Raw genomic sequence first — 26,036 nt, 5'->3', positions numbered from 1 at the left:
AACGACATCATGGCGCTCGGCGCGATCCGCGCGGCGCGGGCGCGCGGCCTGCGGGTGCCCGAGGACGTGTCGGTGACCGGCATGGACGACTCGCTACTGACCGCCTACCTCGACCCGCCGCTGACCACGATCCGCCAAGCCGTGCGGGAGATGTCGATGGCGGCGGTCAGCACGGTGCTCGACGAGATCCGGGGCGCGCGCTCACCCCGCACCGAACTGCTGTTCCGCCCGGAACTGGTCGTGCGGCGCTCCACGGCGCCCGTCCCGGCCGGCCGGCGGCTGTCCACCGTACAGGAAGGCCGAGCCGGGCCCCGACCGGGGCCCCGCTGCGGTTGCTGCTCGCACGCCCACTCCCCCACCGAGTACGCCTCCCTGTAGCACTGGCCGACCACCCAGCACGTGCAAGGGATGCTACTGACCTCGCTGCACGCCAAGGGCCCGCTGCCCGCGAAGCTGGAGGTCGACGAGATACCGATGGGGCTCAGCGGCGTCGATCAGCCGGCCCTCGATCGATATGGCGGATGCCCTCGATGCGTACGAAGGCCGCCCATCCGCGTGGGCATCGGCGTAGATCCAGACGCTGCGCAAGCCGGCACCGTCGAGTACGCGACGGAACCTGAACGCTCTCAGCACTAGGTCCGTGCCGCTGCATCGGATACCGACCCGGGCCGACGCCCTGGCGGAGCGGACCTCGCCATCGCCGTCACGTCCTGCACGGCCGTCGAGTCGAGGCCGCCGTCGACCTCCACGAGTATCGCGACGACCTCGCCCACGCGGATCAGCAGCCTCTGGATATCCGCCGAGCGCCGGTCGGCGCTGATCAGTCCCACCCTGGGAAGCCCGAAGCGCTCGGCCCCGCCAGGCAGGTCGCGGCGAGGCACGCGATCACAGCCGACCGGGCATCGAGCGTGCCTTTCCTATCCCATTCCGTACTGGTCAGGGCGATCGCCCTGCACACGCCTGCGGCCGGCGCGAGGGCCACGGCCCCCGATGCGATCCTTCGACTGCCGCGCCAGGATCTGCAGGATTTCCCTCTGCACGAGATACGCGACCGAAGCGGCGATGCGGGTGAACCAAACGATGACCTTATCGTGACGCTCGCGTCCGGCTTTGGTGGTGTTGGTGAGGTGGCTGGGCCGGCTGTGGCCTGGGGTTGCGGCGAAGGTGGTTAACGCCGCCCCGGAAGCAGTCATCCTGCACCACCGCACCGTCCACCCCGTCGTCATCCGCGAGTGGTCCATCCCGATGGGACAGTACGAAGAAGCGATCTACCAGAGCCAGCGGACCATAGTGCGTTTTTGGACGCCATCCTCGGAAACAGCAAAGTAATCCGAACAGAACCGCGTCACAAAATATCTATTCGGACAATAACCGCGCATAGGCCTGTCCCCCGACCGATAACGGCACCAGCCAAACCCTTGTATCACTCACGGGACATCAAGAGCCACCCGCACACAAAATGCCTTCCTTAACCGCCGGAGTCGGAAGCGTCCAAACGCAAAATTCCTCTATCCTCATTTCCGCTGCTCACTGCGAAGTCTGCGATGGGGACTGGGCGGTTACCGTCAGCCCGACTGCGGTCACGGCGTCCAGAATATTTCGGCGCAAGGCTTCAGCCTCGTCCACGGGCAGCGGATCCCGCTCGTAGGTGAGCGCAATCATCCAGTCATCGTCGGCGTAACGCCAGAGCGTCAGCTTCACATGACCCTGTTCTTTGGATCGCAACTCTCGCTGCCCGAATTCCTCATCCCAGTCATCATTAAGGCGACCACGCGGACTCAGCCCCACCTGGTCCCGAAACCTGGAGAGCCGCCCCCCCGAGGTGGCCCTTCATTCGGATGTGTAGCTGGTCATTCACTGGCATCGCCTCCCGGGCGCCTGGTGATCCAATCACTCTCACGGAAATGCGTGGAGATTCCATTGCCTACGTTCGCCCTGTCCGGAGAGCCGGCAACTTGGAAGTCGTAGTCACTCACTTCATCCATCGCGTCGAGTTTGTAGACGCTCTCGAAGAACAGCGGGCTAGCTTATCACCGTACTGGCTGAACGCAACCCCCCGATACCTCGCGGCGGCGTTTTCATCCGCTGCGCGCGTTCCTCCAAAGGTGCGTTCCGCTCACTACTCACGTCAGCGATCATCGCGGGGCGCGGCGTTGACGCGATGGATCGGCCGTTCGGGTAGTCGGACGACGCAACGTCCACCTCGAAGTCGCGGGCCACGGAATCCGCCATGTTCAGATGAACAACCGAAGCCAGCAGTTGCACGAGTACTTGTCGGACCCCAGCTCAGCGCTCCTACCGACAGGTTCATCCGGAACGGACACCTGATCCGCGGCCGCGACGGCAAGTTCCCCGGCCTGTTCGACGCCATCCTGGCCGATGCCGGCATCCGGACGCTGGTCACGGGGTGCGGATGCCCACGATGAACGCGGTGATGGAGCGGTCGGTCCAGACCTGCCGCCGTGAACTCTTGGACTGCAAGTTGATCTGGAACCAGCGACACCTGCTCCACGCGCTCCGTGAGTTCGAGACCTTCTACGACGAGCATCGCCCGCATCAGGGCATCGCCAACGCTCGCCCGTTGAAGCCGCTGCCTCCGCCGATCAACGAATCAGACCGGATCGCCTACCTGAACATCTGAAGAAGGCAACGTCTGGGCGGGATCCTCAACGAGTACGAACATGCCGCTCGACCTGCGTGGACGAAGTTTACGGCAGGGACAGGGCCGCCGCCCGATCGCATCCCGCTCACCGTCGGAGCCGTCCACCATGCCCGTCGACCGGTTCGTCCGAAAGTCCCTCCTGGCCACGGACGCCCGCTTGCGGTTCCTGCTCAGGGAGCAGCCCGTTGGAGAACAGCCAGAATGGTTTCGGCTCTCTCCTGGAGGGCGGGCTCGGGATCGGCCTGAGCGATGGCGCAGATCCGCGCGAGGTACTGGGGCCAGGGCGAGTAGGTCGTCGCCCACAGCGACAGCCGCCGGACTCGTGGGTCAGGGTGCTGCATTCCCGCATCGAGCCGGGCGAAGACTTCCGGGTTGTATTCGTACGGGGCCGCGACCCCGAGTCGCATGAGGGCGCGACCGTGTTCCAGATCCCGAGAGTGATCACATGCGGCCACCAGGTCGGACAGGGGCCACGGGCTGAGATCGTCGTCGATCAGTGTCGCCAGGCGTTCTGCGACCCAGTCCGTATTGCTGGAGACATAGAGGTAGCGCTGCCTGGAAGTGAAGTCCTCCACGTACCGGACCGCGGTCCCGGGGACGACCGAGAAGACAAGGCGGTAGGTCTGGCTTTGCTCCAGGGCGCCCTCCTCGCCGGTCTTTGCCCAGCCCATCGCCGCGGCGTATCGGAGGACGTCGTTCCTCGATGTCTCCTGCCGCAGCAGCATCCGCCGGGCGGCGTACGTCATCTCCACCGATGCCCCTTCATGTCTTGGGCCGTCCACGTGACAAGGGGGAACTCCTTTTCCCGAAGGCGCTCGCGATCAGGTCTCGATGGCCACCGACCGGCGCTGGGCTTGCCGGTACCGGCAGGCGGCTCCGCCCTGTCCTTGTGTGTCAGGGCCGGTCCAGGCCCCAGGTCTGCAAAGCATAGGGACGTCCCTTTTCCTCGCCAGTGATGAGCGGCATGTCGAGCAGCCGGAAGCCCGCCCTCGCGGCCACGGCGACACTGGCCGCGTTCTCCGCCTCTAACTCCAGAATCACCTGTTCCGCCGCCAGGTACTCGAAGGCGTACGAGGCCATGACCCGGACCGCACGCGCCGCCAGGCCCTGGCCACGGAAGGCCGGGCTGACCGCGTAGCCGAGCTCCGTCCCTTCCGGAGCGCGCCGCAGCATCACCTCGCCCATCGGTGCGCCTCCGTCGGCGGTGATGGCCAGGAGGATGGCGCTGCCCTCCCTGCGCAACTGCCTGGCCCGATCCAACCGGGCACGCGCGGCTGCCGCGTCGAAAGGGGAGACGAAGGGCGTCCAGTACGCGATGTCGGGGTGGTCGAACAGACCTGGCATCGCGGGCAGGTCTGCCTCGGTCCAGTCACGCAGAACAAGGTCCTGCCCCGAGAGTTCGACGTGCTCGGGAAAGGAAGACGGGTTCTTGGCCATGGCAGAGAGCTCCTCGGGGTCTGGCATGGGCCAGGCAGCGCTTGACGACGCGGTGTGCTCGGCCGCAGGTACGAACTGACGCCGCCGGTGCAGTGATTCTCGCGCATGAACTCGATGACCCAGCGGGCTGGCGCACCTCGCCGATTGGGCCGACCTGGGGCACGTACGGCTTGATGTCAAGCGCAGGGGGCTCCGGCGGTGCCGAGCACCGGACTCCCCTGTCCGATGCCACGAGGTCGAAGCCGTCCTTGACGGTGGCGCCCGGCACGGCGGGTGGGCGTCCGGCCCGCCGCGGTGTCGTCCCCCATCGGTGACGGTGGCTCCGCCAATGTTTTCGCTGCGGGAGCGCGCGGACTCGTGATCTCCAGAGTGCGGTCGCGCTCCATGCCTGACCGGGCGGACAGGACGGTGAGGGCCACGGCGCCGCCATCCCGGCCGATCCGTCGCTCTTGCTGCAGGCGGCGGACGGCGTGACCGGGGTGTCCGGTCTGCCGCTCATGCCTCGATTCTGGGGAGGCAAGGCAAGCTCGCGGGAGACCGTGATCCGTGGGTTTGCGGGTTGCGGCGCCGTGGCGTGCGTTAGGCCGGTCGGCCGGCGGTGGCGGCGTAGTGCGCGGCGATCTCGTCGCTGGTGGTGTTCCACACGCCGGGGTGGTTGACGACGTACTCCAGCGCCTGGTCGAGGTACTTCAGGCGGAACGCCTGCCCGGTGACGAAGGGATGCAGGGCCAGGGCCATGACCCGCCCGCTGTGCTCGGAGTCGGCGTACAGCTGGTCGAGCTGATCCTTGACGATCTGCACGAAGTCGGGGCCGCTGATGGAGTGGGCGGTGAACAGACCCAGGTCGTTGAGCTCGAGGCTGTACGGGACGCTCATCATGCCGGGCACGTTCAGGTGGTACGGCTGGTCGTCGCTGGTCCAGTCCAGCACGTAGTCCAAGCCGAGTTCGGCCAGCAGCGCCGGGGTCTGGAACGTCTCGCTCAGGGCCGGTCCCAGCCAACCGCGGGGGCGGCGTCCGGTCGCCTTCTCGATGGTATCGACGACGTCGGTCAGGTACGCCCGTTCCTGTGCCTCCACCTCAGGCTGCACGGTGGAGTTGTTCTTGCCGTGCGCGAGCCAGGCCCAGTCCCGGGCCTTGCCGGCCTCGATGATCTGCGGGTACTGCTCGGCGACGTCCGAATTGAGCAGCACGCTCGGGCGCACGCCGTGGCGGTCGAACGCCTCGATCATCCGCCAGATCGCCACCCGCGGGCCGTAGTCACGCCAACCGTGGTTCAGGGGGTCGGGCACGAGCGTGGCGGTCGCCTGGTTGATGCTGGTGGACGGCTTTCCCAGCACGAAGTGCTCGACGTTGAGCCCTACGTAGAACGCCACTCGGGCCCCTCCGGGCCAGGTGATGGGCGCGCGTTCGGTGATCGGACTGTAGTCGTACAGCTCATTGCGCATGAGATCTCCTGCCAGAGGGGTCGTTCCGCCCACCTTGAGCGGAGATACGATACGGTCCGTATCGCGATACGGACCGTATCGTATCTCCAGACTATAGAGGGGAGCACCGAGGCGGTGTCAACACGGACCGGATCGTCTCCCCAATGCGGTAGCTTGAGAAGCCACTGAGGATGAGGTGATATGAGCCCGTCGCACGCGCCCGATCCCGCCCGGCGCAATCCTGAGACGACCGCCGCGATCCTCGAGGCCGCTCTGACCATGGCCAGCGAGAGCGGCCTGGCGAAGGTCAGCATCGAGGGCATCGCGGCGCGCGCGGGCGTCGGCAAACGGACGATCTACCGCTGGTGGCCCTCCAAGGGTTCAGTCGTCTTGGATGCCTGGGCACAGCGGCTCGAGGACCTGTCTTACGAGGACCTGCAATCAGCGCAGAGCGACGACTTCGAGGGCGACCTGAAGCAGATACTCAAGGACTCATGGCTCGGCGCGATCGGCGACTCGCGCCCCGTGCTCGCCTGGCTCATCGGCGAGGCGCAGCACGACACGGACCTCGCCATCGAACTGAGAGACCGCCTCATCGGTCCCGCCAGAGACCGGATGGCCGCGCGGATCCGCCACGCGCAAGAAAAGGGACAGGTCGCCCCCGACATCGATCCGTACCGTGCCATCGATCTCATCTATGCCCAGTTGTACTACCGCCTGCTGGTCGCGTCCGGACCGCACGACGAGGCGTTCACGGATAGCGTCGCCGACCTCGCCCTCCGCGGGTTGCGGCCGCGATAAAAAGGATCTTGGGCACGGTGTCTATCGACGATCGCCGACACACACCGTGAACTCCATAGAAGAGGGTCGGCTCCGGCATACGGCCGAAAGGCACCGCGAGGGGTGACGGGCGGGAGTCGGCGGAGGCGTTCACGCCGACCGAAGCTGAAATGCGGCGGGCGCGTGGTGGTATCCGGGGTGGGCATCATCCGGTGGCGTTGGTGGTGTGGCTGGAGTCCTTCCAGCCGCTCGGTCACTTCTCGGAGATCGAAGACGTCCTAGCGGTCCTGGCCGGCCACGTTCCCGGCGTACTGGGTCTGGCCGATGGAGTGAAGTTGTGGCCTGCGGCTCCGATGTCGGCCGGCCGTTTGTTCACTCTTCGAGCCTAGGAGTGAGGGCGGTGAGGGCGGTGGCGATCTGGTCGAGGCGGGTGGTGTTGAGGGAGTAGAGGACGTAGTAGCCCTCGCGTCGGGTGGTGGTGAGTCCTGCCTGTGTGAGCTGGTGGAGGTGGCGGGAGATCACTGACGGGGACAGGCTGAGGAGGGTGGCGAGTTCCTGGGTGCTGCGGCCTTGGGTGGCGAGGTGGGCGAGGATCTGCAGGCGTGGTGCTGCGGCCAGGGCCCGCAAGGTGGTGAGGGTGTCTTCCTGACTGATGGGGCGGGCGGCCGAGGCAGGGGCGAGGGGCAGGGCGGGGTAGGTGATCCGCTGGGGCCATGGCTGGTCGCAGGTGACACGGACGTGGGGCCAGACATAGTGGCTGGCGGTGAATGTCACGGGGCGGCCGCGGGTGACCTCAATGTCGTGGTCGTGCGGTCGATCGAGCCGGAGCGTTCGCCGGGCGGGGTCGATGCGGATCTGCGGGACCAGGGAGCGAAGCATCGGAAACAGGCCTTGGTGGGCTATCCGGCTTCCTGTCCGCGCGATCGACTCGTACAGGGAAGGCTCGACGCGTTCCCACTCGACGGCGAAAGCGGTGCTCCAGTAGTCCTCCAGTACGGCGAGCACATCTTCCAGGACGGGGCGAGGGTCGGTGAGGATGTCGCTCAGCCGTGCCGCCCGGCCGGGTTCGGCCTGTTGGAGTTCGGCGAGGACCGCGTCGCGAACGGCGGGGTCTTCGATGAGGTGGTGTCCGGTGTAGCGGGTGGTGTCAATGAGGGTCTGGGCGAGTTCAGTGGCCAGCAGGGTAGGCGGCAGCGCCCGTATGGCGGCGAGCTGGTCCCCGAAATCGGCGTCGTGATCGCCCGCCCGGCTTTCGAAGAACGCGGGAATGTAATCGGCCACCGCGAAGCCGTGTTCGCGTATCCGCCGACGCAGGGCGGCGGGCAGCCGGCGGCAGCGCCGCACCCACGGTATGTGCAGGGCGTGGTGGCCTGGGTCGGTCAGCACGTGCCAGGAGTGGACGGCTTCGAGCAGCGGTGAGACGGAGAAGGCGATGTCCTCCTCGGCCGTCTCGGTGAACCCCATGGTGATCACGATTGCAGGATTCCACAATCAGTTGATCGGTTCTAGCCGCGTCGGTCAGGCTCGGGAGCGGCCTGCGGCCTTCTCGCCGCAGGTCACTCTCCTTCCCCCGACCCGAAAGCCGCAGGTCGCCCTATGAATACGCCCGTTGCTTCTTGGCAAGCCGTGCTGGACGCGGACGGCTGCGCATACACCGTCCACGAGCACGCCGCCGCGCACAGCGTCGCTGAGCGCCGGACGTTGCCCTTTCCCTTGTCGCAGGCCGTCAAGACGCTTGCCTTCACCACCCGGAACATCCCGCTCGTCCTCGCGGCCCTGCGCGCGGAAGACCAGGTGGACTTCGCCCGCCTCGCGCGTGCCCTCGCTGTCGGCCGCTCCCAGCTGCGCATGGCGGACGCCGGCCTGCTCGCCGTGGAGGGCCTGATTCCGGGTGGCATACCTCCGGTCAGTCACCGCCCTGCTGTGCCGTGCCTCATCGACACTGCCGTCGCGGAACCGCCCCGCCCTGTCTACTGCGGCGCCGGCTCTGCTGACCGCACTCTCCAAATCGAGTCCGCTGTGCTGGCCCGCCTCCCCCGTGCCCGCGTGACGTCCTTCTCCCGGTAGTCCGCCTCGGGCGGCGCCGGTGCCGGCCCGCTCCACGTACAGCAAGCACGTGCCGCGCAGCCGTCCCATCAGCGGCGTGGCAGTGATGAGGAAGAACTGGCTCATGGTGACCCGCGAAAGCCTCCTCGAGTTCGCCGCAATGTCCCTCGTGGTGATCGCGATCCCCGGTCCGAGCGTCCTGTTCGTCGTCGGCCGCGCGCTCGCCCACGGTCGCCGTACCGCGCTCGCCACCGTCGTGGGCAACCTCCTGGGCTGCTATGCCCTCGTCCTGGTCGTCGCCCTCGGCCTGGGCTCCCTCGTCCAAGGCTCAGCCTCCGCGTTCACGGCGGTGAAAATGGCCGGCGCCGTCTACCTCGCCTACCTCGGCGTCCAGGCGTTCCGCCACCGCGACCAAATGCGCACCGCCCTGGCAGACGATAAGGGCGAACGGCGTGGCGCCCTGTCCACCGTCTTCGACGGCCTGCTCGTCGGCGCCACCAACCCCAAAGGCCTGGTCTTCTTCGCCGCGTTCCTGCCGCAGTTCGTCAACCACGGTGCCGGACACATCCCACTGCAAATGATGGTCCTCGGCCTGATCCCAGCCGGAATCGGCCTGATCTGCGACACCGCCTGGGCCTTGAGCGCATCGGCCGCCCGGACCTGGCTCGCCGTCTCCGACCGCCGCACATCGATGATCGGCGCCGCGGGCGGCATCGCACTGATCGGCCTCGGCCTCACCATCGCCACCACTCCCCACTGACCTCCTCCAGAGCGGTCGGGAGCAGGTTCCCGGCCGCCTTGACCAGCTATGTGGTCGCTAGGACCCATCGCACCCCGCCACAGCGGCGACAGCCACTCTTCGTCGGCATCACGTCGAAGCCGAACTCGCCAGCTCAACGGCGCCGGCTGCGGCCGTTCCGTCGATCCGATGATCGGCGGTCGAATCAGTGACAGTTCTGGTCGGGGCGGGTCGTCCGGAGGTCGTCGAGGGGGCCGTTGACGACGTGCTGCAGACCGGCGAGCAGGGTGCGCCGGTCACTGCCCGGGAGGTCGGCGAGCAGGGCATCCTCGATCTCGCGGAGCTCGGCGGCGACCGCGGACCTCACGTCGAGGCCGGCGGCCGTCGCTTCGACGACCCGGACGCGGCGGTCGGCGGGATCGGGGGTCCGGGTGATGAACCCGGCGGATTGGAGTTCGTCGAGGACGAGGACCATCTTGCTCTTGTCGATGCCCACGGTGCGAGCGAGCGTGAGTTGGCTGCGGTGGGGTGTGTCGGCGACGGCGGTGAGCACCTCGTAACCCCACAGGCTCAGCCCGTGCCGACGGACCACGTCGTTCTCGACCGCCCCGAGTCCTTGGTACAGGCGCAGGACGAGCCAGTGCAGATCCGTGCGCCGACGGGCCGACGCCGATTCGTCATCCGGATCACTGAAGCCCATGCACGGATAATACACGCCTGAGATCGTCTTGATTTAAGATGATCTGGATCGTCTACTGTTGCGCCGATGCTCCGTGGACGTGATGACGAGGTGAGCCATGAACGAGACCGCGACCACCTACGCGGGTTCCTGCTGCTGGGAGGGCGCCTGGCGGACGTGCTCGGACGGCGGCGCACGCTGCTGTTCGCACTCGCCCTGCTCACCGCGGTCAGCCTGGCCGGCGGGTTCGCCCCGGACCGGACGAGCCTGGTGACCGCACGCGCCGTGCAGGGGCTGGGCGGCGCGGTGCTGTCCCCGGTGACGCTGACGCTGCTGACGACGACGTTCCCCGAAGGTCCGCGCCGCACCCGGGCGATGGGTGTGTGGACCGGTGTGGCGGGCACCGGCGCGGCGGCCGGATCGGTCCTCGGCGGTGTGCTCACCGGCCTGCTCGGCTGGCGGCGGATCCTGTTCGTCAACGGGCCGATCGGTGCCGGCGCTCTGGTCGCGGCCCTGGCGATACTCGGCAAGGACGCGTCGCGGAAGTCGGAACGGCGACCGCGTCCCGACGTGACCGGCGCGATCCTGGTCACCGCTGGGCTGGTGACGATCGTCTACGGCCTGCTCGTGGGTGGGGCACTGCTGTCCGCCGCCGGACTGGCCTGGCTGTCCCGCCTGACCGGAGACGGTACGTTCTGGCGCACCTTGTTCGTCCCCGGCATGCTCGTCACGCTCGGCGTCGGGCCGGCCATGACGCCGCTCGCACTCGCCGCGACGTCGGGCGTTCCCCGCGAGGACGCAGGACTCGATTCGGGGGTGCTCAACAGCACTCGGCAGATAGGTGCCTGTATCGGGCTCGCCGTCTTGTCCACCGTCGCCGCGACCTGCGCCGTGACTCCTCACGTCGCTGCTCCATCCCGGGCGTTCACGTCGGGATACACATTGGCCTTCGGCGTGGCCGCCGCGTTCGCCCTGGTCGCGGCCGTCACGTCCCTGGCCGTACCTGCCCTCTCTCACTCCGGCGAGCCGAGCGGCCGCCGTCACCACCAAGGAGAATGACCGTGACAAGTGATCCGAACCTGCTGGGACGCCACGTCGTCGTCATCGGCGGAAGTTCCGGCATCGGCAAAGCCACCGCTCGCAGCGCTCTCGACGCCGGCGCCCGCGTCACCATCGCGGCCCGCGACATGACGCGCCTGAAGGAGGCCGCGACCGACCTCGGCGACGGCGTCGAGGTCGCCACCGTCGACGTCACTCAGGACGATCAGGTGGCGGATGTCTTCGCCGCCTTCGGTGCGGTCGACCACGTGCTGCTCAGCGCCGGCATGCCGATGTTCGGTCCCTTCGAAAAGCTCGACCTCGCCCAGGTACGGCGCTACTGGGACACCCGACTCGGCTCGTTGCTCAGCGTGGCCCGGCACGGTGCGGCCAGTATGGAGGCCGGCGGATCATTTGTCTTCGTCACCAGCACCCAGAACCGCCGGCCGGCCGCGATGGGCGCCCTTCCCGCGGCGGTCGTGGGGCACGGGGTCGAAGTGATCACCAACAATCTGGCGCTCGAACTCGGACAACGGGGCATTCGCGCCAACAGTGTCGCCTGCGGATTCGTCGACACGCCGCTCACCCGAGGAGCGCTCGGCGACCGGTTCGCCGCGCGTACGGCCGAACTCGCCCGATCGCTGCCCATCCGCCGCGTCGTCGGCCCCGACGACGTCGCCGCGCTCGTCGTGCACCTGTTCCGCAACGGCGCCATCACCGGAGCGGTGACCGCGATCGACGGCGGCCAGAGCCTCCAGTAACCGCACGCCGCGCCAAGCCAGGCGCCGGATGGTCACCGTGAGGCGTAGAGAAAGACGCAACGTCTCCCGGTGACCTCCGGGCGAACGCCTCAGAAATGGTCGGCGTCCCCTCACAAAAACCCCAGGCCCGATCTGGAACTCCCGGGTTCGGCGGAAATACCGTTAGCGCGCCGGGCTGGGCATTTCCAGCTGCGGCCGTCGCAGCTCGCGGGCGCATCGGAACCGCCGATCTCAGGGAGGCATGACCGGCGCGCTCGCGGCGACGGTCGCGGTCGAACTGCTCGGCGAGCCCAAGCCCGTCGCGCCAAGGAATGCCAGGCCGACCAGTGCGCTTATCTTCACCTGACCCTATCGCAACGCAACGCCCGCCGCTGGTGCGATATACGCGGCTATGGCAATCGGAGCCGATGGCGGCGACTCAGCGAACCAGAACCCCACGGATCAATGCCTCGCACTGGCCTGATCACGTCGCAACTACTAGATCTGGCTGCTGCCACTCCCCCAGAACGAGACCTCCGGCCAGTCAGCCGTCACCACTGTCGTCGGCAGCGCGGCCTCTAGGCTTGCGAGGCGACTCCGATCCCCAAAGCAACCAGGACGGCGCCGACGATGCGGTCCAGCCATTGCCGCAACCGGGTTCCGGCCAGCAGCGCGGCGGCGTGAGCCGCCAGCAGCGCGACAGCTGCGAGCACGACGGCGGACATCACCAACTCGATCAGGGTCAGCAGCACCGAGGTGGTAAGCACGTCCGCCCCGGAGGGAACGAACTGCGGCAGGATGGCGACGTAGAAGATGCCCATCTTCGGGTTCAACAGGTTGGCCAGCACGCCCGTACGAAACGCAGCGGCCCGGCTCCTGTTACGAAGCGGTTCTCTGGCCACGGCCTTGTGCTCCGCATCTGCGGTGCTATTGCGGTGGCGCGCTGCCCAGATCGTCGAAATGCCGAGGAAGAGAAGATAGGCGGCGCCAACGTACCGGATGAAGTTATAGACCAATGCGGATTGCTCAATGACAGCCGCGAGCCCGACCGCCGCGGCCACACCCCAGACCAGGGAGCCTGACGCGGCTCCGATCGCCACCGCGATCCCATGACGGCTCCCTCCCCTCGAAGAGTGCTTGAGCACCAGGAAGATGTCCGGTCCCGGCGTGAGAGCGAACAGCAGCGCCACCACAGCAAAAGCCGACAGCGCATCAGCCACGAACTACCCCCAAAGAACGATCACCTGGTCGCAGACATTACCCGGGTGCGGGGCCGCCTGACGGGCCCGCGAGGAGGTGAGCACAGAACTTGCCGGTCCCGGTCCGCGGCTGGTCCACGAGGTCACCATCGACGTCGCCTCCAAGACGATCCGGCCTCGCGACCTCGTCCGAAGTCCCCGAGCAGGGCTTAGCACCCGTTACAACACCAAAGTCCTGCGACGCTCCCTGAGCAGCTACCGGCAGGCCGACTCCTTCGGCCGCGGCCTCGCACCCTCGAGGTCCTGAAGGACATCGCCAGACCCCGGCGCCACCGAGCGAGCACAATGCGGCAGCGTCTAAGGCGCCGTCGAAACGACTCCGAATGCCGCATCGACGAGACTCTTGCGGATGAGCAGGCGGTGGCGCGGTCGCAGCTTGACCGGTCTCCGCCGGCGGCGCAGTGGCTGAACGGCGGAGCGTGGTGGGTGCAGAATCGATGGCCAGGTGTTCCGACACCTTCACTGCGCCAGGACGTGAGCAGGATGACGGTGCTGGTGGTCAGCGGAGTGATGCGCCCGTTTGCGTCATTTGCCCAGACAATCGATGTGGGCCCGTGCCGAGGCGCACGTCTCCGAGGTGAGTCGGTGAGTTCGGGGACGCGCAGATCGGTTTCGTTGCCCACCGGCAGCATCGAGTGATCGCGTCGTCCGTTCCAGGTGGCCTGGTCGGGGGGACCAGCAACGCATCGAGCGCCAGGCCCCCTCGGGTGATACACCTGGCTGAGGACCCGGACGTGCGGTTCCGCGGCCGCGCAATCGCGCCGCTGTGGCGTCGGGTGTGTCCAATTAGCTGGACACACCCCGACCTTCGTTGTACTCCCGTCTCAGATCATGGATCGCGCTTCGGGTCCGGCGGAGGCGCGTGCGAAGATCTTGCTTGGCTTTGGGGGCTGTGTGGAGTCGAGCGTTGAGGATCTCCCGCCGCGGGTCGCGCGTGCGATGTTGTGGACCGCGCTGGCGCTGCTTTTCTGCATCCGGGCGTTCGATGCGGCCAGAGGCGGCATGGGTGCGGAAGCGCTGTTCTTGGCAGCGGCTCCCTACCCGCCGTTGGTGGCGCTGCTGGCCGGTCGGTTCCGGCTGGGTGTCCGCCTCGGGCTGCTGGTGGCCTTGGTGGCGCTGGCGCTGATGCCGTTCGCCGTGGTCGGCATGGAGTGGGGGTGGCTGCCGTGGACGGTCGGGGCCGGCGTACTTGTCGCCCTTCCGGCGCGGGCGTCGTGGCCGCTGCTCGGTGCCGTTGTAGCCGCGACAGCCGCCACCGGCCTGCTGGCCGGGGAACCGATCAATGTGTGGGCCTGGCGGCCACTGGCCCTGGCGACGGACGCGCTGATCGTGTTCAGCCTCCACACCGTCAGCGGGCTGGTGGCCGACCTGCACGCCACGCGGGACGAGCTGGCCAGGATCGAGACGTCCAGGGAACGGCTGCGACTCGACGCGGAGTTGCGCCGGACCGTCGGGACCGGGCTGCGGTCGATCACCGAGGGGCTCGCGGCGGCGGCCGAGGCGTCGCCTGAGGACGCCCGCGTCCGGATCCAGGAGGCGGCCGAGACGGCCAGGCGAACGCTGGCCGAGGTCCGTTCGATGGCCGGCGCCTACCGCGCCACGGGTAGTCAGGACATGCGGCCGCCGGTCGGGTCGCCAAGGTTCGTCCGCGTCGTGCTCGCCGCAGTGGTGCTCATCCAGGCGGTGAGGCCGGTAACGAACGTCTTCACCGTCGCCGGAGACCCGCGTTGGCTGTACCTGCTCGTCCCGCTGCTCGCGGTGGCCGTGGCGTTGCTGCTGTCGCGGCCGTCGCGGGGGCGGCTCATCGCGCTGGGCCTGCTGCTGGTCCCGCTGGCCTGGCCGGGGAGCTACGCGGCGGGCACGCTGCTGGTGGTCAGCTGCATGTGGGGGCTGTTCGCTGGTGCCGCGCTGGCCTGGGTCCGCCCACCGGGATCGTGGGCGATCGCCGCGGCCGTCCTGGCCTTGCAGGTCGTGGTGTGCATCACCCCGCCGCCCGTGGCCTCCCCGGCGGACATGGTGACGAGCGTGCTTTCGCCCATCATCCTGGCGTGGCTGTTCTACGGCCTGTCCCGGCTCGGCGACCTGGTCGTCCTCCTCGGACGGGCGAGGCAGGAGTTGGCGGTCGCCGCCGTCGCCGCCGAACGCCTCCGGATCGGCCGCGACCTGCACGACGTCCTGGGGTTCAGCCTGTCAGCGGTCGCGCTGCGCGGAGAGCTGGCCCTACGGCTCCTGGACCGTGATCCGGCACGGGCCGCAGCCGAGCTGGCGACGCTGGTCCGGGTCCTGGAACGGGCGCACGCCGAGCTCGGCTCGATCACCGGCGGCCGGGTCCGGCTCGAGCTGCGCCATGAGATCGATGCGGCGGTCGAGGCGCTGCAAGCCGCAGGCATCACCGTTCGCGCCGAGGTGGAGATAGGGACGCTGCCAGACGAGACCGGCACCGCCTTGGCCGCCGTGCTCCGCGAAGGCGTCACCAACGTCTTGCGGCACAGCCGGGCGCGCACCTGTTCCATCACGGTCACCGGCTCGGACGGCGCCGCATGCCTGCGGATCGTCAACGACGGCGCAGGTGAGCCCCGCACTTCGGTCGCTGGGGGCGTGGGGCTGGAAAGCCTGGCCGCCCGCACCGGCGGACGGCTGTCGGCGGGGCCGCGCTCGGAAGGCGGTTTCGAGGTGGTGGCCGAGTTCCGGTCAGATCCAGCCGGACTCGGTGGCGATGCGGACGGCGTCGATCCGGTTGCGGGCGCCGAGCTTGCCGACCGCTGAGGTCAGGTAGTTCCGCACCGTCCCGTAGGACAGGAACAGCCGCTCGGCGATCTCCATCGGTTGCGCGCCGGTGGCCGACAGGCGCAGCACCCGGGTCTCCCGCTGGGTGAGGGGGCTCTGCGGAGCCGGCAGCGCCGTCGATGCAAGCGCCGGATGGATCAACGTGCCGCCCGCGGCGACCGTGCGGACCGCCGCCGCCAGCTCCTCCGGCCGGACGTCCTTGCGCACGAACCCCGCGACGCCCGCCTCCAGCGCCCGCCGCAGATGCCCGGGACGGCTCAGCGCGGTGAGGATCAGGACCCGACAGCCGGGCACCCGCTCGGAAAGCAGCGCGGCCGCCACCAGACCGTCCATCTCGGGCAGGTCGATGTCGACGATCGACATGTCGGGCCCGTACCGCTCCGCCTCCGGCACGACGCGCGTCCCGGAGTCCACCTGAGCCACGACCTCCATGTCCCCCTCCAGACCGAGGAGCTCGGCCAGTGCCTCCCGGAGAAGATGCATGTCCTCTGCGATCAGTAGTGACGGGACACTCACGGAGCCTCAGCCTCCTCCTTCATGCTCGCCCCTTGAGGCACAGGCACAGGCACAGAGCATGGGCGGACCCATGTGAGAAATGCACGGGTTCACGGTGACAGCGGCACTGTCACAGCAGCCGGATGCGCTGGCAGCATCGTCGTGCACGACAACAACGACCCGAAGGATGAGGAACGAGCGGGTCGCGGACCGGCTTTCCGCGCAGATCGCTCCTGTTTCGTTCATCCTCTCTTGGAGTTTGTGATCATGCCTTTGAATCGAGAAGTTCCGGGCTCCAGGTGGACCAGAAACCCACTACCCGCGTCACTGAGTGATCAGCGTGTGCTGGTCATGGGGGGCGGTTCAGGGATCGGGGCCGCCAGCGCTGCCTTGTTCGTTCAGCAGGGCGCCGAGGTAGTGATCACCGGTCGCGACCAGGATCGTCTGGCCGAGACAGCCGCGGCCATCGGTGAAAAGATCACTGCGCGGCGCCTGGACGGCGGTTCGGAGGAGGCCTTGGCGGCATTCTTCGCCGAAGACACCACTTACGACCAAATGGTGCTAGCGCTCAGCAGCGGTTCAGGTGCCGGCCCGTTCCCCGGCTTGGACCTGCAGGCCCTGCGCGACGGTTTCGAAGGCAAGTTCTGGGTCCACCTCAAGATCCTTCAGGCGGCACTCGGGTCGTTGGCCCCGACCGGCTCGGTCACCTTCATCACCGCGTCCTCCGCGCGGGCGGCGTTGCCGGGTACGGCTGGCCTGGCGGCGATCAACGGGGCGTTGGAGGCGATGGTGCGGCCACTGGCGACTGAGCTGGCACCACTGCGGATCAACGCGGTCTCCCCCGGCATCATCGCCACACCATGGTGGGACAAGATGCCCGCCCGGCAGCGCGAGGAGATGTTCGCCGAGCACGCCGCGGCCCTGCCGGTCGGCAGGGTCGGGCAAGCCGAGGACGTGGCCCAGGCCGTGCTACTGGCCGCGACAAACGGGTTCATGACCGGCCAGGTGATCGAGGTCAACGGAGGCTTGAGCCTCGCTACCGGCCGCGGATGAGAAACGTCCAGGCCGGCGCCCCCGAGCGACCCGCCCTGGCCGTCCTCACAGCACTCCCTTCGACGCGCTGCGCGAGATGCTCACCGAGGACTTCGTCCTCGACCACGTCTGGGGCTACCGGGAGGGCCGGGAGGCGGCGATCGCGCTCCTGCGGGAGAAGCTCCCGATCAACGACGGGCTGCGCCACGCCAGCCTCAACCCGACCGTCCACGCCGAGGAGGACGGCACCGCGACCGCGCTGTCCTACCTGCTCGGCGTGCTCGTGGGCGAGGACGGCGACGGGCCGCAGCGGCCCATCATCGCGGGCGAGGGCCTGCGCGTCGACCGGTTCCGCAAGGAGGACGGCCTCTGGCGGATGACCGCGTGCACCGTGGACCAGATGTGGGTGCACAGCTCGTTCCCCATCCCCGACGCCGAGCGAGCGCACTACCGCCTGGACGCCGCCTCCCGCCCCCGGCCCTGATCAGACCGCAGCTCCATCATGCCTTGGTCATCCCGATCGTTGATCTCGACGCTGATGCGCTCGTCATGGTTGATCGCCTGGTGCGCGGGGCCGAGAGGCGGCTGACTCGATCGTGTCGTCGAGTCCCGACACGTCCGGCTCGCCATGGCAGAGGCGTCGTCCAGGCGAAAGCGCACCTCCACAAACGTGCGTGGTACTCGACGCACTCTCTTCCAGATGAGGGGAACGCAGACGAAGGTCCTTGGGGTCACTGAGCTAACAGCCGTCTCGTTCCGGCCGCATCGGCGAACTCGGCGTCTCGTCGAACACTGCGGCGTACCCGGCCGCGATCAGCAGCAGGTTGGGGTCGCGCAGCGGGATGTGGAACACCGGCGCGTACCCAGCCGCGAGCAGCATGAGGTTCCGGTCGCGCAGCGGCACGTCCAGGTACTCGGCAAGCCGCAGCACCGTGTCGCGGCTCGGCACCGACCGGCCCGTCTCCACGAAGCTCAAGTGCCGGGCCGACATGTCCACCTCACACGCCAGTTTCAACTGGCTCAGCTTCCGTAGCTGCCGCCATGCGCGCAACTGCTCCCCGATGGGTCGCATGTCGCTCAGTGCCGTGGTCATTGTCGTCACGTGCGTGACGCCTTCCGGTCCCGCGTCATGTGGAAGACGCCGCCGTGACCTTGGGGAGCAGTGGCTGGGCTGGGGGAACAGCCGGGCCGGACACAACGTCCACCGGCGCGGTGATCGTCAGCGGCTCGTGATCGGGCCAGAGCGCGTGACCGATGCGCCGCCGGTAGGCGGCACGGAACAGCTGGGAGAGTTTTCGGCGTGCAGCGGGCAGACGCCTGGGCCCCGCGCACCGATGAATGTGGATGATGAGCCGGTGATCTGGGGGTCTGCCTGATCCCGTTCGGCCGCGCCCGCCGACCGCTGGCATCGGCAGGAGCGCCGCTCACGCTTGACCTTCGCAGAGCAGCAGCAGCGGATGACCAGCCTTGTCCCCATGACCGGATCCGTGGATCGCTTGGTGCGCTCCACCGGCCAGGGAAGCCTTCAACGCTCCACCACCTCACAAAAGTCCGTGTACATCACCAGGCTGTCGAAGCCACAGTTCAGGGACCGTTCCCAGCTTGTCGTCGGCGGTACGCCGCAGATCGGTCCTTGCTTCCGCAAGCGGCGCTGGAGCACCAGCGGCGGCGTCCAGGGCGGCTGGTGTCGACGAACAGCAGGGCGCACTCAGGGCTTGCGCATTCGCGGATGCGATCGGCGGCGGTGCCGGTGAACAGGTCGATGGCGTCGCGGGCGACGGTGCTCAGCGCCGCCTGTTCGCCGCCGTCGGCCGGCAGCGTCAGCTGACCGGTTCCCTTGTGGAGCACAGGGATCAGTGCGGGGGCAGCGGCCGCGGCGGTGATGGTGGCCTCGTCTTGGACGGCGGCCAGTCGTCCGGCCATCACTGCATGGGCGACGCGGTAGATCGCCTCGCGCAGCGTGCGGGCTGCGTCCAGGCCCGTCGGCGTGACCGCGACCGGTTCGTCGAGCAGTCCGCACTCGCGATACCACCGCGTCAGGTCGGCCGGTTCTCGCAGGCGCTCGTAATTGCCGCGCCACCGTTCGCCGACCGTGGCGACAAAGGCCAGGCACAGACGGCCGGAACGGAAGTTGAACCGCAGTTCCTCAACAGGAGTGTCCCTGTGCCAGGTTGCGTCGGCTTCCACGTCACGAGTATAACTCGTGACGTGGACAAGGTTGGCAGGGGGCGCACGCTCCGATCGACTCTGCTCCCAGATATCGCGCACTCTCCATCGGTGTCCAGTGCCGTCGTCCCGACGGTCCTGGCTGCTCAGATCGCCGTATCGGTGGTGCAGCAGGGTCTGCCGAGCATCAGCGTTCAGCCGCAGGCTGATCTGAATGTCGGCTCGATGAGGCTTGGCCCGTTGCTGGGGACTGTGTTCGCGGCAACTGCGGCATCAGCCTTCGCGTGGGGAGTATGGGCGGACCAAGTCGGTGACCGCCGAATCCCGCTGCCGGGCCTGCCGGTGGCAGCCGCGGCGCCGGCGGGATCCGGATGGGCCGCCAGGGGCGGCAGCGCCGTCGCGGTCACGACCGGACTTGCAGTCGCCGGAGTGGGCGCCGCCGCGGGAACGTCGGCACTGGAAAAACCACTAGCCGACCGCCTGCCGCTCGACCGACTCGGGGCGGTGCTCGGATTGCGTCGGCCCGCCGTGCCCGCTGGCGGACTGCTGAAACGGTCTGGCCTTCACCCGCAACACCCGGCTGACTGTGGCCACCGGTCCGCAAGACCGTCTTGGCCGCATTCACGGGCTACAGAACACGGCGATCTTCGCTGCGGGCGGTCTGAAAAGCCCATCTTTGGGACGGAGACCGCCGCCCGGGCCGGATGGACGGCCGCACATACAACCACCACCGAGGCCGTGCAGCCAGGTTCCGGGAAAGGAGACTCGATGCGCATCGTCCACGCCGACCATCTCGTACTGACCGTCCGTGACATCTCGGCCACCATCAACTGGTACAGCACCGTGCTGGGGATGAGATCCGTGACCTTCGGCGAGGGTAGACAAGCTCTCACCTTCGGTGGACAGAAGCTCAACCTCCACCAGGCCGGACGTGAACTGGACCCCAGAGCCGCACACCCGACTCCCGGCTCAGCCGACCTGTGCCTGATCAGCGCCGTCACCCTCGCCTGCGTCCAGGAACATCTGCGCGCCCTGTCCGTGCCCATCGAACTGGGGCCGGTCGCGCGCACGGGAGCCACTGGCCCCATGACCAGCATCTATCTGCGGGATCCGGACGAGAACCTCGTCGAGATCAGCACATATGACTCCGGCCGCCCCCAAGCGCCCGACCCCTACGACCTCCTCCCGCCGGTCGCCCCCTTGACCATGCACAGCCCCGACATCGCCGACGGGCAACCCCTCGCCGAACCGCACCTCCACGACAGCCTCGGCGGCGCAAACAAAAGCCCGGAACTGAACTGGACCGGCGCACCAGAAGACGTGCAGGGTTACGCAGTCACCTGCTACGACCCGGATGCCCCCACCGGCAGCGGCTTCTGGCACTGGATTCTGCTCGGGCTGCCCACCACTTGCACCAGGTTGCCGGGCAACGCCGGCCGGGGTGACGGCGAGCACCTTCCAGCCGGTGCGCTGCATCTGCGCAACGACTTCGGCACTCACGCCTATGGAGGCGCCGCACCACCGAGCAGGGACCCCGCACACCGGTATGTGTTCGCGGTTCATGCCGTGGACATCGACGACCTCGGTTTGACCGCTGACGCCAGCGCCGGATACGCCGGTTCCCTCCTGACCGCGCACACCATCGCCCGTGGCGTCCTCAGGCCCACCTACTGACGCTACCGGCCCCGTACGGGAACCTGCGGCCGCGATCGAGTATGACCGACGGCTCGAAGATAGGGTCTCGACAAAATCGCATCAAAACACCCACATCTCCATAAACCACAGCAAGGAACGCGATGAACGACTCAGCACCCTCCACCGTGGCCGTGCTCGGCCCTGGTGGTGTAGGCGGCCTGCTCGCCGCACTGCTCGCCCGCGCCGGACACCGAGTGCTCTGTGTGGCCGGCGAGCCGACCGCGGCCACGCTGCTCCGCACTGGGATCAGCGTGCACAGCGCCCAGTTCGGTGACTTCACCGTGGCAGTCGAGGCCGTTACCGAGCTCACTGAACCAGTCGACCTGTGCCTGATCACCTGCAAGCAGACCGCACTAGAGGCCGCCTTGCGGCGCGTCCCGCCGGCAGCGGCCGACAACGGTCTGATCGTTCCGCTTCTCAACGGTGTCGAACATCCGGACCTGCTGTGCCAGCGGTACCGCCCGGAACTGGTGGCGCCAGCCGTCATCCGCGTCGAATCCACCCGGGTCGCTCCCGGTGTCATCGAACACGGCAGCCCGTTCACCGACATCGACCTGGCCGGCGATGCCGTACCTTCCCAGCGCCTCGACACCACGGCCGCGATGCTCAACGCAGCCGGCGTGCGCACCAAAGTGCAGCCCGACCAGACCGCCACGCTATGGCGCAAGATGAGCTTTCTCGCCCCGATGGCACTGCTGACAACACGACACGGACTCTCCATAGGCGAGCTGCGCTCGGCGCGGAGACAAGAACTGCTCGAATTGGTCGAAGAGACCACAGCGATCGGTCGCACCTTTGCGCCCGAGATCAACACCGATGCGGTGATGGGGGCATACGACGACTTCCCACCGGAGACCAAATCCTCCATGCAACGCGACGCCGAAGCCGCTCGCCCGCTGGAGCTGGACGCCATCGGCGGGGCACTGCTTCGCGCCGCGGACCGACAGGCCGTGCAGGCACCGATCGCCCGTAGACTGGTCACAGAGCTAACAGCGCTCGCCCGTTCGACAGCGCTCTGATCAACTGCCAGAAAAACGAAGCTTTCGGCGGCGGTATCGGGATCCCGGGCCTGCTGGCCGGTAGGCCGAGGCCCAGCCCGGGCACCGCTCCCCCAGGTCGGCGTCCAAGGCGGTGAGCGCGCCGTGCACAGCGATGGTGACGGATGCGATCAGCGAAGCCGTTCTCCCCCTTTGGCAGGCGCGGCGCGCGACGCCGATCATGGTAGGAGCAGCACTTAACACCACTTAAGCGCTCCTTTGATCGAATCCCGCAATCGTTTCAGGAAAAGTTTACAGGTGAAGTGACCTGACGAACCGGAAGCCTATGCATAACAATCGAGCCAATCTGCGCGTGAGTTGTTTTTGGAACTGCGGACCGCCGCTCGCGGCGGAAAACGCCTAGGACATGATCTGCGCACCACTCTGGCGGTTCTTACTTCTTCTGTAATTGCTTTACAGGAGGAGAGCGGCGGCGTCTTCGGCGGACTGTAGCGCCAGGTCGGGTAGGACGCTTGTGTAGGTGTCGGAGGCGATCGTGATGGAGGGCAGTCCCAAAGTCTCCTGGACGACTTCGAGGTCGTGTCCGGCGAGTACGTATTCGGGCCGGAGCGGATCTCCGGTGTCGTCGGTGAAGACGAAGCCACTTTCGTTCCAAGTACTGCCCGCAGCGAGCCGTTCGTGGTTCTGGTGGGCGCGGTGGGCGGTGAGCTCCTTGATGGTGTGTTTGTCGAGGGTGACTTGCCGCTCGCCGGCCTCAGACTTCGGACGTCCCTGTTGAGTTGTGCCGTCGATCTGGGTGATCTGCCACCGCACTCGAATGACCCCCGCGTCGAGGTCGACGTCCGCTCACCGCAGCCCGCAGGCTTCGCCGCGGCGAAGGCCGCGGAAGGCGATGAGGTGGTACAGCGCGTACAGCCGGTGCCCTCGGGCGCGGTCGAGGAGCACCCGGGTCTGCTCAGCTGTCCACGCCATCACCGGAGATGGCCGCGGTGTGCCGAAATAGGAGTCCATGGGCTTGATCCGGTTGCTGTGGCCGCGTCCGCCGAGCTGGGCGCGGCGGATCCCGGCCTTGACGGTGATGTAGGCGTCGCGCGCCTGTTCCCATTGCTGGATCCGTTCGGGCGTCCAGATCAGTGCTTTGGGGCGTTTGCCGGGTGGGAGTTCGCTGAGGGAGGCGACGTTGAGGTCGATGCGTCGTTCCCGGATCGCCTTGTTCAGTGCGGCGCGCAAAGTGGCACGGATGCGGTGCTTGGTCGCCGCGCCCACGACCCGGCAGCCCTTCACGCGGACGCGCACTTCCGGGTCGCCGGTGGTGGGGGCGTGGGTGATGAGTTCGTTGCGTTCGTCGATGGCCTCGAACGCCGCCTTCACGTCGGCGGCGCGCAGCCGGTCGAGGCGGATGTGACCGATGACGGGGATCAGGTGCCCGTGGATGTGGGTGTGGTAGCTGCGGATGGTGCTGGCGCGCAGCCCCTTACGCCCGGCCAGCCACAGGGTGAGCCACTGCCCGGTGGTGATGGTGGTGTCCAGGACTTGGCCGGTGCGGATCTTGCGCCGCACTTCGTCCGGCTCGGGCAGGCGCTTGTGCTGCTTGAGGGTGGTGGTGATGAGGTCGATGACGCGGTGGCGGTGGTCGGGGTCATCTTGGCGGAGGTATCCCCGGCGGTGGGGACCACGTAACTGCGGCCGACCCGCAGCACCGGACAGGGAAACCGCCCGATCCGAGCCAGCTCGTAGCTCTTGGTGCGCCCCACTCCGAGCGCCTGACCCGCTGTTACCAGGTCGACCACCGCGGGCCGCGCACGGATCTCCGCCGGCGTCAGCCCCTGCATCACCACCCAACCCACAGCGCGGTCAGCCTCTCGATGGCCTACCGACCGTCACGGGAACACACGTGGGCGGGCGCCGACGACGCGGGCGTCCTCCAACAGATCAGGACCGCTCCGCCGACCGGACGGACCGGCCGCTGAACGCGACCGTGTCCGTCCTGCTGGTTCGGAGCACCGGTATGCACGCTCGACTGCACCCCGCTGGTCAAGCCCCCGGCCGACAGCTCCACAGGCGCGCCCGGCAGCGGCCGAGCTCGCCAGCGACCATCCCGGACGCGATTACCGGTCCAGGGCTGGACTTGTTCTCAATCAACGCCCCAGGAGCGCTGGGCGCCTCATCAACAGCCATCGAAGCGCCCGGTCCGGTCGGAGGAGGCTCCGCCGACCTCTGGTCGTGGTTGCCACTCTGAAAGAGGAAGCTGGACGTGACCGGACCGGTCAGGGCTTGTGGTCACTCGCCACCAGGCCGTCGAACCAACGCTGACCGCCCGCGTGAGCGACTGATGGCCATGCGCTATTTGATCCACGCTGCAGGGGCCGACCGTGCCGCCAGGAATCCCGAGCGCAGTGACGACGGCGCACGGCCAACTTCAGTCGGGGCCGCGCGCCCTCGATCGGCTGGGGCTCAGCATGCGACGCTCTCCCAGACTCGTCGTGCGGCGGTGACCAGGTTGCGCGGGAAGATCCCGGTATCGGGATAGGTCCGGGTCTTCAACCCGCAGTCCGGGTTGGTCCAGAGCGGGAGTCGGGCTCTCACATCGACCGGCCCTTTCGACTTGCCCGGAGGCGGGAAGGAGACCGGGTATGCCCATCCGGTCAGTGCTCTTCGACGTGAACGAGACCCTGAGCGACATGTCCGCGCTGCGGAGGCGGTTCGAAGACGTCCGCGCTCCAGGCGACCTGGCCACAGCCTGGTTCGCCGGGGTCCTGCGGGACGGGTTCGCGCTCACCGCCGCCGGCGCCTACGCCGGCTTCCGCGACGTGGCCGATGCCGGGCTGCATGGTCTGCTGACGGCTCTGCCCGGATGGGACGGAGACGTATCGCGCGCCGCGGCCCACGTCCTGGACGGTTTCGCAGAACTCGACGTGCACCACGACGTCTCGGACGGCGTACGGGCGTTGCACGCTGCGGGACTGCGGCTGGCCACCTTGACCAACGGATCGGCCGCCAACACCGAGTCGCTGCTGTCGCGGGCCGGTCTGCTGGGGTACTTTGCGGCGCTGCTGGACGTGAGTGCTCCACGAGCGTGGAAACCCGCCTGGGCGGCCTACCGGCACGCCACCGGGACGCTGGGCGTCGACCCGGCTGAGACACTGCTGGTCGCCGTCCACCCCTGGGATATCGACGGCGCCCGACGAGCCGGGCTCCAAGCCGCCTGGCTGAACCGCGACGGCGTGGCATATCCCGCCGTCATGACCGCCCCCACCCACACCGCGACCGATCTGCGAAGCCTGGCGCGCGACCTTGCCGCCGTCGGATGAACAACCGGTAGCAGTCGCCGAACAGCGCGGATGCACCTGGGCCGAGTGGGGCGTGCTGCCGGAGAAGGTGGTCGGCGCGCCTTGCCGGTCACTGCCGGCCAGCGTCGACCGGCCATCGCTCGCTTCATCGCCGATGGCCGGCTGCCCCGCCAACGCGGCCGTCGTCAACACTCGCCGGTACAGATTGCGACGCACGCGGTCGAACGCCGGGCGTAGCCAGCGCCGACGTGTGGGCGGGTGCCCTGGCTTGCGCTGGTCTTAACGTGTGAGGCCCGATGATGAAAGCCCATGACCAGGGTGATGTGTACGCCCTGGACAAGGTGACCCAACGGGCGATGGACCGGCGGGCGCTGCCGGTCGGCGTCGAACAGCTGCCGACCTCTGACGGCCCGACCGTCGCGCTGCACGGATCGTGGCCCAGCGGAGGGCGCTTGTGCGCGGTCGAGATCTGTGACGACGGCGGAGACAACGCGCTGCCTCCGAGACGAAAATTCATGGTGTCGCATGCGGTGCCACGGTCGGGGTAGCGCCCGCGTTATGGATGCCGCCGAAGTGACGCTTGATGTCGAGAATGCCGCGCAGCCCGGTGACCTGGTCCTGCTGCACGAGCCGGCCGGCGTGGTGCCGTTCGCGCATGGAAGCGGGGCCCCGCGTCTGTTGGAGGAGTCCGGCACGCTGGAGCGGGCGGCCGACCTGGCGGTTCGATGGTCCGGCCGGTACCTGCCGCAGCCGGCCGACGTCTCATGA

Annotated in this window: 29 protein-coding genes and 1 pseudogene; 17 read left to right on the top strand and 13 right to left on the bottom strand. The window is 68.1% G+C overall.

Features of this window, described 5'->3' with window-relative positions; translation table 11 throughout:
- The coding region (locus ABT299_RS26000; RefSeq protein ID WP_500252295.1) for a substrate-binding domain-containing protein at positions 1-378 on the top strand (378 nt) is incomplete at its 5' end.
- A gap of 539 nt (positions 379-917) precedes the next feature.
- On the opposite strand, the gene ABT299_RS25995 is transcribed toward ABT299_RS26000, so the two are convergent.
- Positions 918-1,193, bottom strand: a complete 276-nt coding sequence (locus tag ABT299_RS25995) for a hypothetical protein (protein WP_500252294.1) — start codon at positions 1,191-1,193, stop codon at positions 918-920.
- A gap of 334 nt (positions 1,194-1,527) precedes the next feature.
- Complete coding sequence (locus tag ABT299_RS25990) at positions 1,528-1,701, bottom strand: hypothetical protein (RefSeq protein ID WP_387026341.1); 174 nt, start codon at positions 1,699-1,701, stop codon at positions 1,528-1,530.
- A gap of 721 nt (positions 1,702-2,422) precedes the next feature.
- On the opposite strand from ABT299_RS25990, the gene ABT299_RS25985 reads away from it, so the two are divergent.
- A complete protein-coding gene (locus ABT299_RS25985) occupies positions 2,423-2,641 on the top strand; it encodes an integrase core domain-containing protein (protein WP_500252293.1) in 219 nt (72 codons plus the stop codon).
- Positions 2,642-2,832: 191 nt separating this feature from the next.
- On the opposite strand, the gene ABT299_RS25980 is transcribed toward ABT299_RS25985, so the two are convergent.
- The 3 genes from ABT299_RS25980 to ABT299_RS25970 form a co-directional block, all read right to left on the bottom strand.
- The gene (locus ABT299_RS25980) at positions 2,833-3,414 is read right to left on the bottom strand and encodes a hypothetical protein (RefSeq protein ID WP_500252292.1); all 582 of its coding nucleotides are present in this window, start codon (positions 3,412-3,414) and stop codon (positions 2,833-2,835) included.
- A gap of 142 nt (positions 3,415-3,556) precedes the next feature.
- On the bottom strand, positions 3,557-4,099 hold the full coding sequence (locus tag ABT299_RS25975; RefSeq protein ID WP_500252291.1) for a GNAT family N-acetyltransferase: 543 nt from the start codon (positions 4,097-4,099) through the stop codon (positions 3,557-3,559).
- 579 nt (positions 4,100-4,678) lie between these two features.
- Positions 4,679-5,545, bottom strand: coding sequence for a polysaccharide deacetylase family protein (locus tag ABT299_RS25970; RefSeq protein ID WP_500252290.1), 867 nt, complete (start codon positions 5,543-5,545; stop codon positions 4,679-4,681).
- Between the two features lie 180 nt (positions 5,546-5,725).
- Between ABT299_RS25970 and ABT299_RS25965 the strand changes: the two genes are divergently transcribed.
- Positions 5,726-6,325 carry a TetR/AcrR family transcriptional regulator gene (locus ABT299_RS25965; protein ID WP_500252289.1) on the top strand — a complete coding sequence of 200 codons (600 nt, stop codon included), beginning with the start codon at positions 5,726-5,728 and terminating at the stop codon, positions 6,323-6,325.
- Positions 6,326-6,676: 351 nt separating this feature from the next.
- Here ABT299_RS25965 and ABT299_RS25960 read toward each other — a convergent pair whose 3' ends face one another.
- Positions 6,677-7,768, bottom strand: a complete 1,092-nt coding sequence (locus ABT299_RS25960) for an ArsR/SmtB family transcription factor (protein WP_500252305.1) — start codon at positions 7,766-7,768, stop codon at positions 6,677-6,679.
- 132 nt (positions 7,769-7,900) lie between these two features.
- Here ABT299_RS25960 and ABT299_RS25955 point away from each other — a divergent pair, with 132 nt between their 5' ends.
- Complete coding sequence (locus tag ABT299_RS25955) at positions 7,901-8,371, top strand: aminoacyl-tRNA deacylase (protein ID WP_500252288.1); 471 nt, start codon at positions 7,901-7,903, stop codon at positions 8,369-8,371.
- A 103-nt stretch (positions 8,372-8,474) separates the two neighbouring features.
- A complete protein-coding gene (locus ABT299_RS25950) occupies positions 8,475-9,110 on the top strand; it encodes a LysE family translocator (protein WP_500252287.1) in 636 nt (211 codons plus the stop codon).
- A gap of 184 nt (positions 9,111-9,294) precedes the next feature.
- Here ABT299_RS25950 and ABT299_RS25945 read toward each other — a convergent pair whose 3' ends face one another.
- Entirely contained in the window at positions 9,295-9,789 is a 495-nt protein-coding gene (locus ABT299_RS25945) for a MarR family winged helix-turn-helix transcriptional regulator (RefSeq protein WP_500252286.1), read from the bottom strand.
- Positions 9,790-9,879: 90 nt separating this feature from the next.
- Between ABT299_RS25945 and ABT299_RS25940 the strand changes: the two genes are divergently transcribed.
- The 3 genes from ABT299_RS25940 to ABT299_RS25930 all read left to right on the top strand — a co-directional run bounded on the left by ABT299_RS25940 (position 9,880) and on the right by ABT299_RS25930 (position 12,128).
- Positions 9,880-10,827: an MFS transporter gene (locus ABT299_RS25940; protein WP_500252285.1), complete on the top strand. Its 948-nt coding sequence runs from the start codon at positions 9,880-9,882 to the stop codon at positions 10,825-10,827.
- Between the two features lie 2 nt (positions 10,828-10,829).
- Entirely contained in the window at positions 10,830-11,567 is a 738-nt protein-coding gene (locus ABT299_RS25935; RefSeq protein ID WP_387026363.1) for an SDR family oxidoreductase, read from the top strand.
- A gap of 342 nt (positions 11,568-11,909) precedes the next feature.
- Positions 11,910-12,128: a hypothetical protein gene (locus tag ABT299_RS25930; RefSeq protein ID WP_500252304.1), complete on the top strand. Its 219-nt coding sequence runs from the start codon at positions 11,910-11,912 to the stop codon at positions 12,126-12,128.
- Here the strand turns inward: ABT299_RS25930 and ABT299_RS25925 are convergent.
- A complete protein-coding gene (locus ABT299_RS25925; protein ID WP_500252284.1) occupies positions 12,125-12,766 on the bottom strand; it encodes a LysE family translocator in 642 nt (213 codons plus the stop codon). The two genes, ABT299_RS25930 and ABT299_RS25925, sit on opposite strands and share 4 nt — an antisense overlap.
- A gap of 870 nt (positions 12,767-13,636) precedes the next feature.
- Between ABT299_RS25925 and ABT299_RS25920 the strand changes: the two genes are divergently transcribed.
- Entirely contained in the window at positions 13,637-15,571 is a 1,935-nt protein-coding gene (locus ABT299_RS25920) for an ATP-binding protein (RefSeq protein WP_500252283.1), read from the top strand.
- On the opposite strand, the gene ABT299_RS25915 is transcribed toward ABT299_RS25920, so the two are convergent.
- A complete protein-coding gene (locus ABT299_RS25915; protein WP_500252282.1) occupies positions 15,497-16,108 on the bottom strand; it encodes a response regulator transcription factor in 612 nt (203 codons plus the stop codon). The genes ABT299_RS25920 and ABT299_RS25915 overlap by 75 nt on opposite strands.
- Before the next feature lie 246 nt (positions 16,109-16,354).
- Between ABT299_RS25915 and ABT299_RS25910 the strand changes: the two genes are divergently transcribed.
- Both ABT299_RS25910 and ABT299_RS25905 read left to right on the top strand, forming a co-directional pair.
- Complete coding sequence (locus ABT299_RS25910) at positions 16,355-17,140, top strand: SDR family oxidoreductase (protein ID WP_500252303.1); 786 nt, start codon at positions 16,355-16,357, stop codon at positions 17,138-17,140.
- Between the two features lie 67 nt (positions 17,141-17,207).
- Positions 17,208-17,603 (top strand): nuclear transport factor 2 family protein, encoded by a 396-nt coding sequence (locus tag ABT299_RS25905; RefSeq protein ID WP_500252302.1) that lies wholly within the window; start codon positions 17,208-17,210, stop codon positions 17,601-17,603.
- 255 nt (positions 17,604-17,858) lie between these two features.
- On the opposite strand, the gene ABT299_RS25900 is transcribed toward ABT299_RS25905, so the two are convergent.
- The gene (locus ABT299_RS25900; protein ID WP_500252281.1) at positions 17,859-18,212 is read right to left on the bottom strand and encodes a helix-turn-helix domain-containing protein; all 354 of its coding nucleotides are present in this window, start codon (positions 18,210-18,212) and stop codon (positions 17,859-17,861) included.
- A 491-nt stretch (positions 18,213-18,703) separates the two neighbouring features.
- Positions 18,704-19,306: a CGNR zinc finger domain-containing protein gene (locus ABT299_RS25895; protein ID WP_500252280.1), complete on the bottom strand. Its 603-nt coding sequence runs from the start codon at positions 19,304-19,306 to the stop codon at positions 18,704-18,706.
- On the opposite strand from ABT299_RS25895, the pseudogene ABT299_RS25890 reads away from it, so the two are divergent.
- The 3 genes and pseudogenes from ABT299_RS25890 to ABT299_RS25880 all read left to right on the top strand — a co-directional run.
- Positions 19,283-19,792: pseudogene (locus tag ABT299_RS25890) on the top strand (MFS transporter); the annotation flags it as partial. The gene ABT299_RS25895 and the pseudogene ABT299_RS25890 overlap by 24 nt on opposite strands.
- A gap of 261 nt (positions 19,793-20,053) precedes the next feature.
- Entirely contained in the window at positions 20,054-20,959 is a 906-nt protein-coding gene (locus ABT299_RS25885; protein WP_500252301.1) for a YbhB/YbcL family Raf kinase inhibitor-like protein, read from the top strand.
- Positions 20,960-21,081: 122 nt separating this feature from the next.
- Complete coding sequence (locus ABT299_RS25880; RefSeq protein ID WP_500252279.1) at positions 21,082-21,999, top strand: ketopantoate reductase family protein; 918 nt, start codon at positions 21,082-21,084, stop codon at positions 21,997-21,999.
- A gap of 432 nt (positions 22,000-22,431) precedes the next feature.
- Here ABT299_RS25880 and ABT299_RS25875 read toward each other — a convergent pair whose 3' ends face one another.
- On the bottom strand, positions 22,432-22,791 hold the full coding sequence (locus ABT299_RS25875) for a hypothetical protein (RefSeq protein ID WP_500252278.1): 360 nt from the start codon (positions 22,789-22,791) through the stop codon (positions 22,432-22,434).
- A gap of 33 nt (positions 22,792-22,824) precedes the next feature.
- Positions 22,825-23,538 (bottom strand): site-specific integrase, encoded by a 714-nt coding sequence (locus ABT299_RS25870; protein ID WP_500252277.1) that lies wholly within the window; start codon positions 23,536-23,538, stop codon positions 22,825-22,827.
- Between the two features lie 1,073 nt (positions 23,539-24,611).
- Here ABT299_RS25870 and ABT299_RS25865 point away from each other — a divergent pair.
- From ABT299_RS25865 to ABT299_RS25855, 3 genes are all read left to right on the top strand, one after another.
- Positions 24,612-25,289 (top strand): haloacid dehalogenase type II, encoded by a 678-nt coding sequence (locus tag ABT299_RS25865; RefSeq protein ID WP_500252276.1) that lies wholly within the window; start codon positions 24,612-24,614, stop codon positions 25,287-25,289.
- A gap of 275 nt (positions 25,290-25,564) precedes the next feature.
- Positions 25,565-25,816 (top strand): hypothetical protein, encoded by a 252-nt coding sequence (locus ABT299_RS25860; protein WP_500252275.1) that lies wholly within the window; start codon positions 25,565-25,567, stop codon positions 25,814-25,816.
- A gap of 10 nt (positions 25,817-25,826) precedes the next feature.
- On the top strand, positions 25,827-26,036 hold the full coding sequence (locus tag ABT299_RS25855) for a hypothetical protein (protein ID WP_500252274.1): 210 nt from the start codon (positions 25,827-25,829) through the stop codon (positions 26,034-26,036).

This window comes from Spirillospora sp. NPDC000708 (genome assembly GCF_040299565.1).
GTDB lineage: Bacteria > Actinomycetota > Actinomycetes > Streptosporangiales > Streptosporangiaceae > Spirillospora.
Note: the sequence above shows the minus strand (reverse complement) of the source record. Positions and strands in the feature narration are given on the sequence as shown.

What these genes read in the sequence shown, in the direction of transcription:
- ABT299_RS25955 (WP_500252288.1), top strand. Translation starts at nt 7,901, where the DNA reads ATGAATACGCCCGTTGCTTCTTGGCAAGCCGTGCTGGACGCGGACGGC.
- ABT299_RS25865 (WP_500252276.1), top strand. Translation starts at nt 24,612, where the DNA reads ATGCCCATCCGGTCAGTGCTCTTCGACGTGAACGAGACCCTGAGCGAC.
- ABT299_RS25880 (WP_500252279.1), top strand. Translation starts at nt 21,082, where the DNA reads ATGAACGACTCAGCACCCTCCACCGTGGCCGTGCTCGGCCCTGGTGGT.
- ABT299_RS25920 (WP_500252283.1), top strand. Translation starts at nt 13,637, where the DNA reads ATGGATCGCGCTTCGGGTCCGGCGGAGGCGCGTGCGAAGATCTTGCTT.
- ABT299_RS25885 (WP_500252301.1), top strand. Translation starts at nt 20,054, where the DNA reads ATGCGCATCGTCCACGCCGACCATCTCGTACTGACCGTCCGTGACATC.
- ABT299_RS25995 (WP_500252294.1), bottom strand. Translation starts at nt 1,193, where the DNA reads ATGACTGCTTCCGGGGCGGCGTTAACCACCTTCGCCGCAACCCCAGGC.
- ABT299_RS25950 (WP_500252287.1), top strand. Translation starts at nt 8,475, where the DNA reads ATGGTGACCCGCGAAAGCCTCCTCGAGTTCGCCGCAATGTCCCTCGTG.
- ABT299_RS25945 (WP_500252286.1), bottom strand. Translation starts at nt 9,789, where the DNA reads ATGGGCTTCAGTGATCCGGATGACGAATCGGCGTCGGCCCGTCGGCGC.
- ABT299_RS25965 (WP_500252289.1), top strand. Translation starts at nt 5,726, where the DNA reads ATGAGCCCGTCGCACGCGCCCGATCCCGCCCGGCGCAATCCTGAGACG.
- ABT299_RS25900 (WP_500252281.1), bottom strand. Translation starts at nt 18,212, where the DNA reads ATGACCACGGCACTGAGCGACATGCGACCCATCGGGGAGCAGTTGCGC.
- ABT299_RS25910 (WP_500252303.1), top strand. Translation starts at nt 16,355, where the DNA reads ATGCCTTTGAATCGAGAAGTTCCGGGCTCCAGGTGGACCAGAAACCCA.
- ABT299_RS25960 (WP_500252305.1), bottom strand. Translation starts at nt 7,768, where the DNA reads ATGGGGTTCACCGAGACGGCCGAGGAGGACATCGCCTTCTCCGTCTCA.
- ABT299_RS25855 (WP_500252274.1), top strand. Translation starts at nt 25,827, where the DNA reads ATGGATGCCGCCGAAGTGACGCTTGATGTCGAGAATGCCGCGCAGCCC.
- ABT299_RS25860 (WP_500252275.1), top strand. Translation starts at nt 25,565, where the DNA reads ATGATGAAAGCCCATGACCAGGGTGATGTGTACGCCCTGGACAAGGTG.
- ABT299_RS25970 (WP_500252290.1), bottom strand. Translation starts at nt 5,545, where the DNA reads ATGCGCAATGAGCTGTACGACTACAGTCCGATCACCGAACGCGCGCCC.
- ABT299_RS25975 (WP_500252291.1), bottom strand. Translation starts at nt 4,099, where the DNA reads ATGGCCAAGAACCCGTCTTCCTTTCCCGAGCACGTCGAACTCTCGGGG.
- ABT299_RS25985 (WP_500252293.1), top strand. Translation starts at nt 2,423, where the DNA reads ATGAACGCGGTGATGGAGCGGTCGGTCCAGACCTGCCGCCGTGAACTC.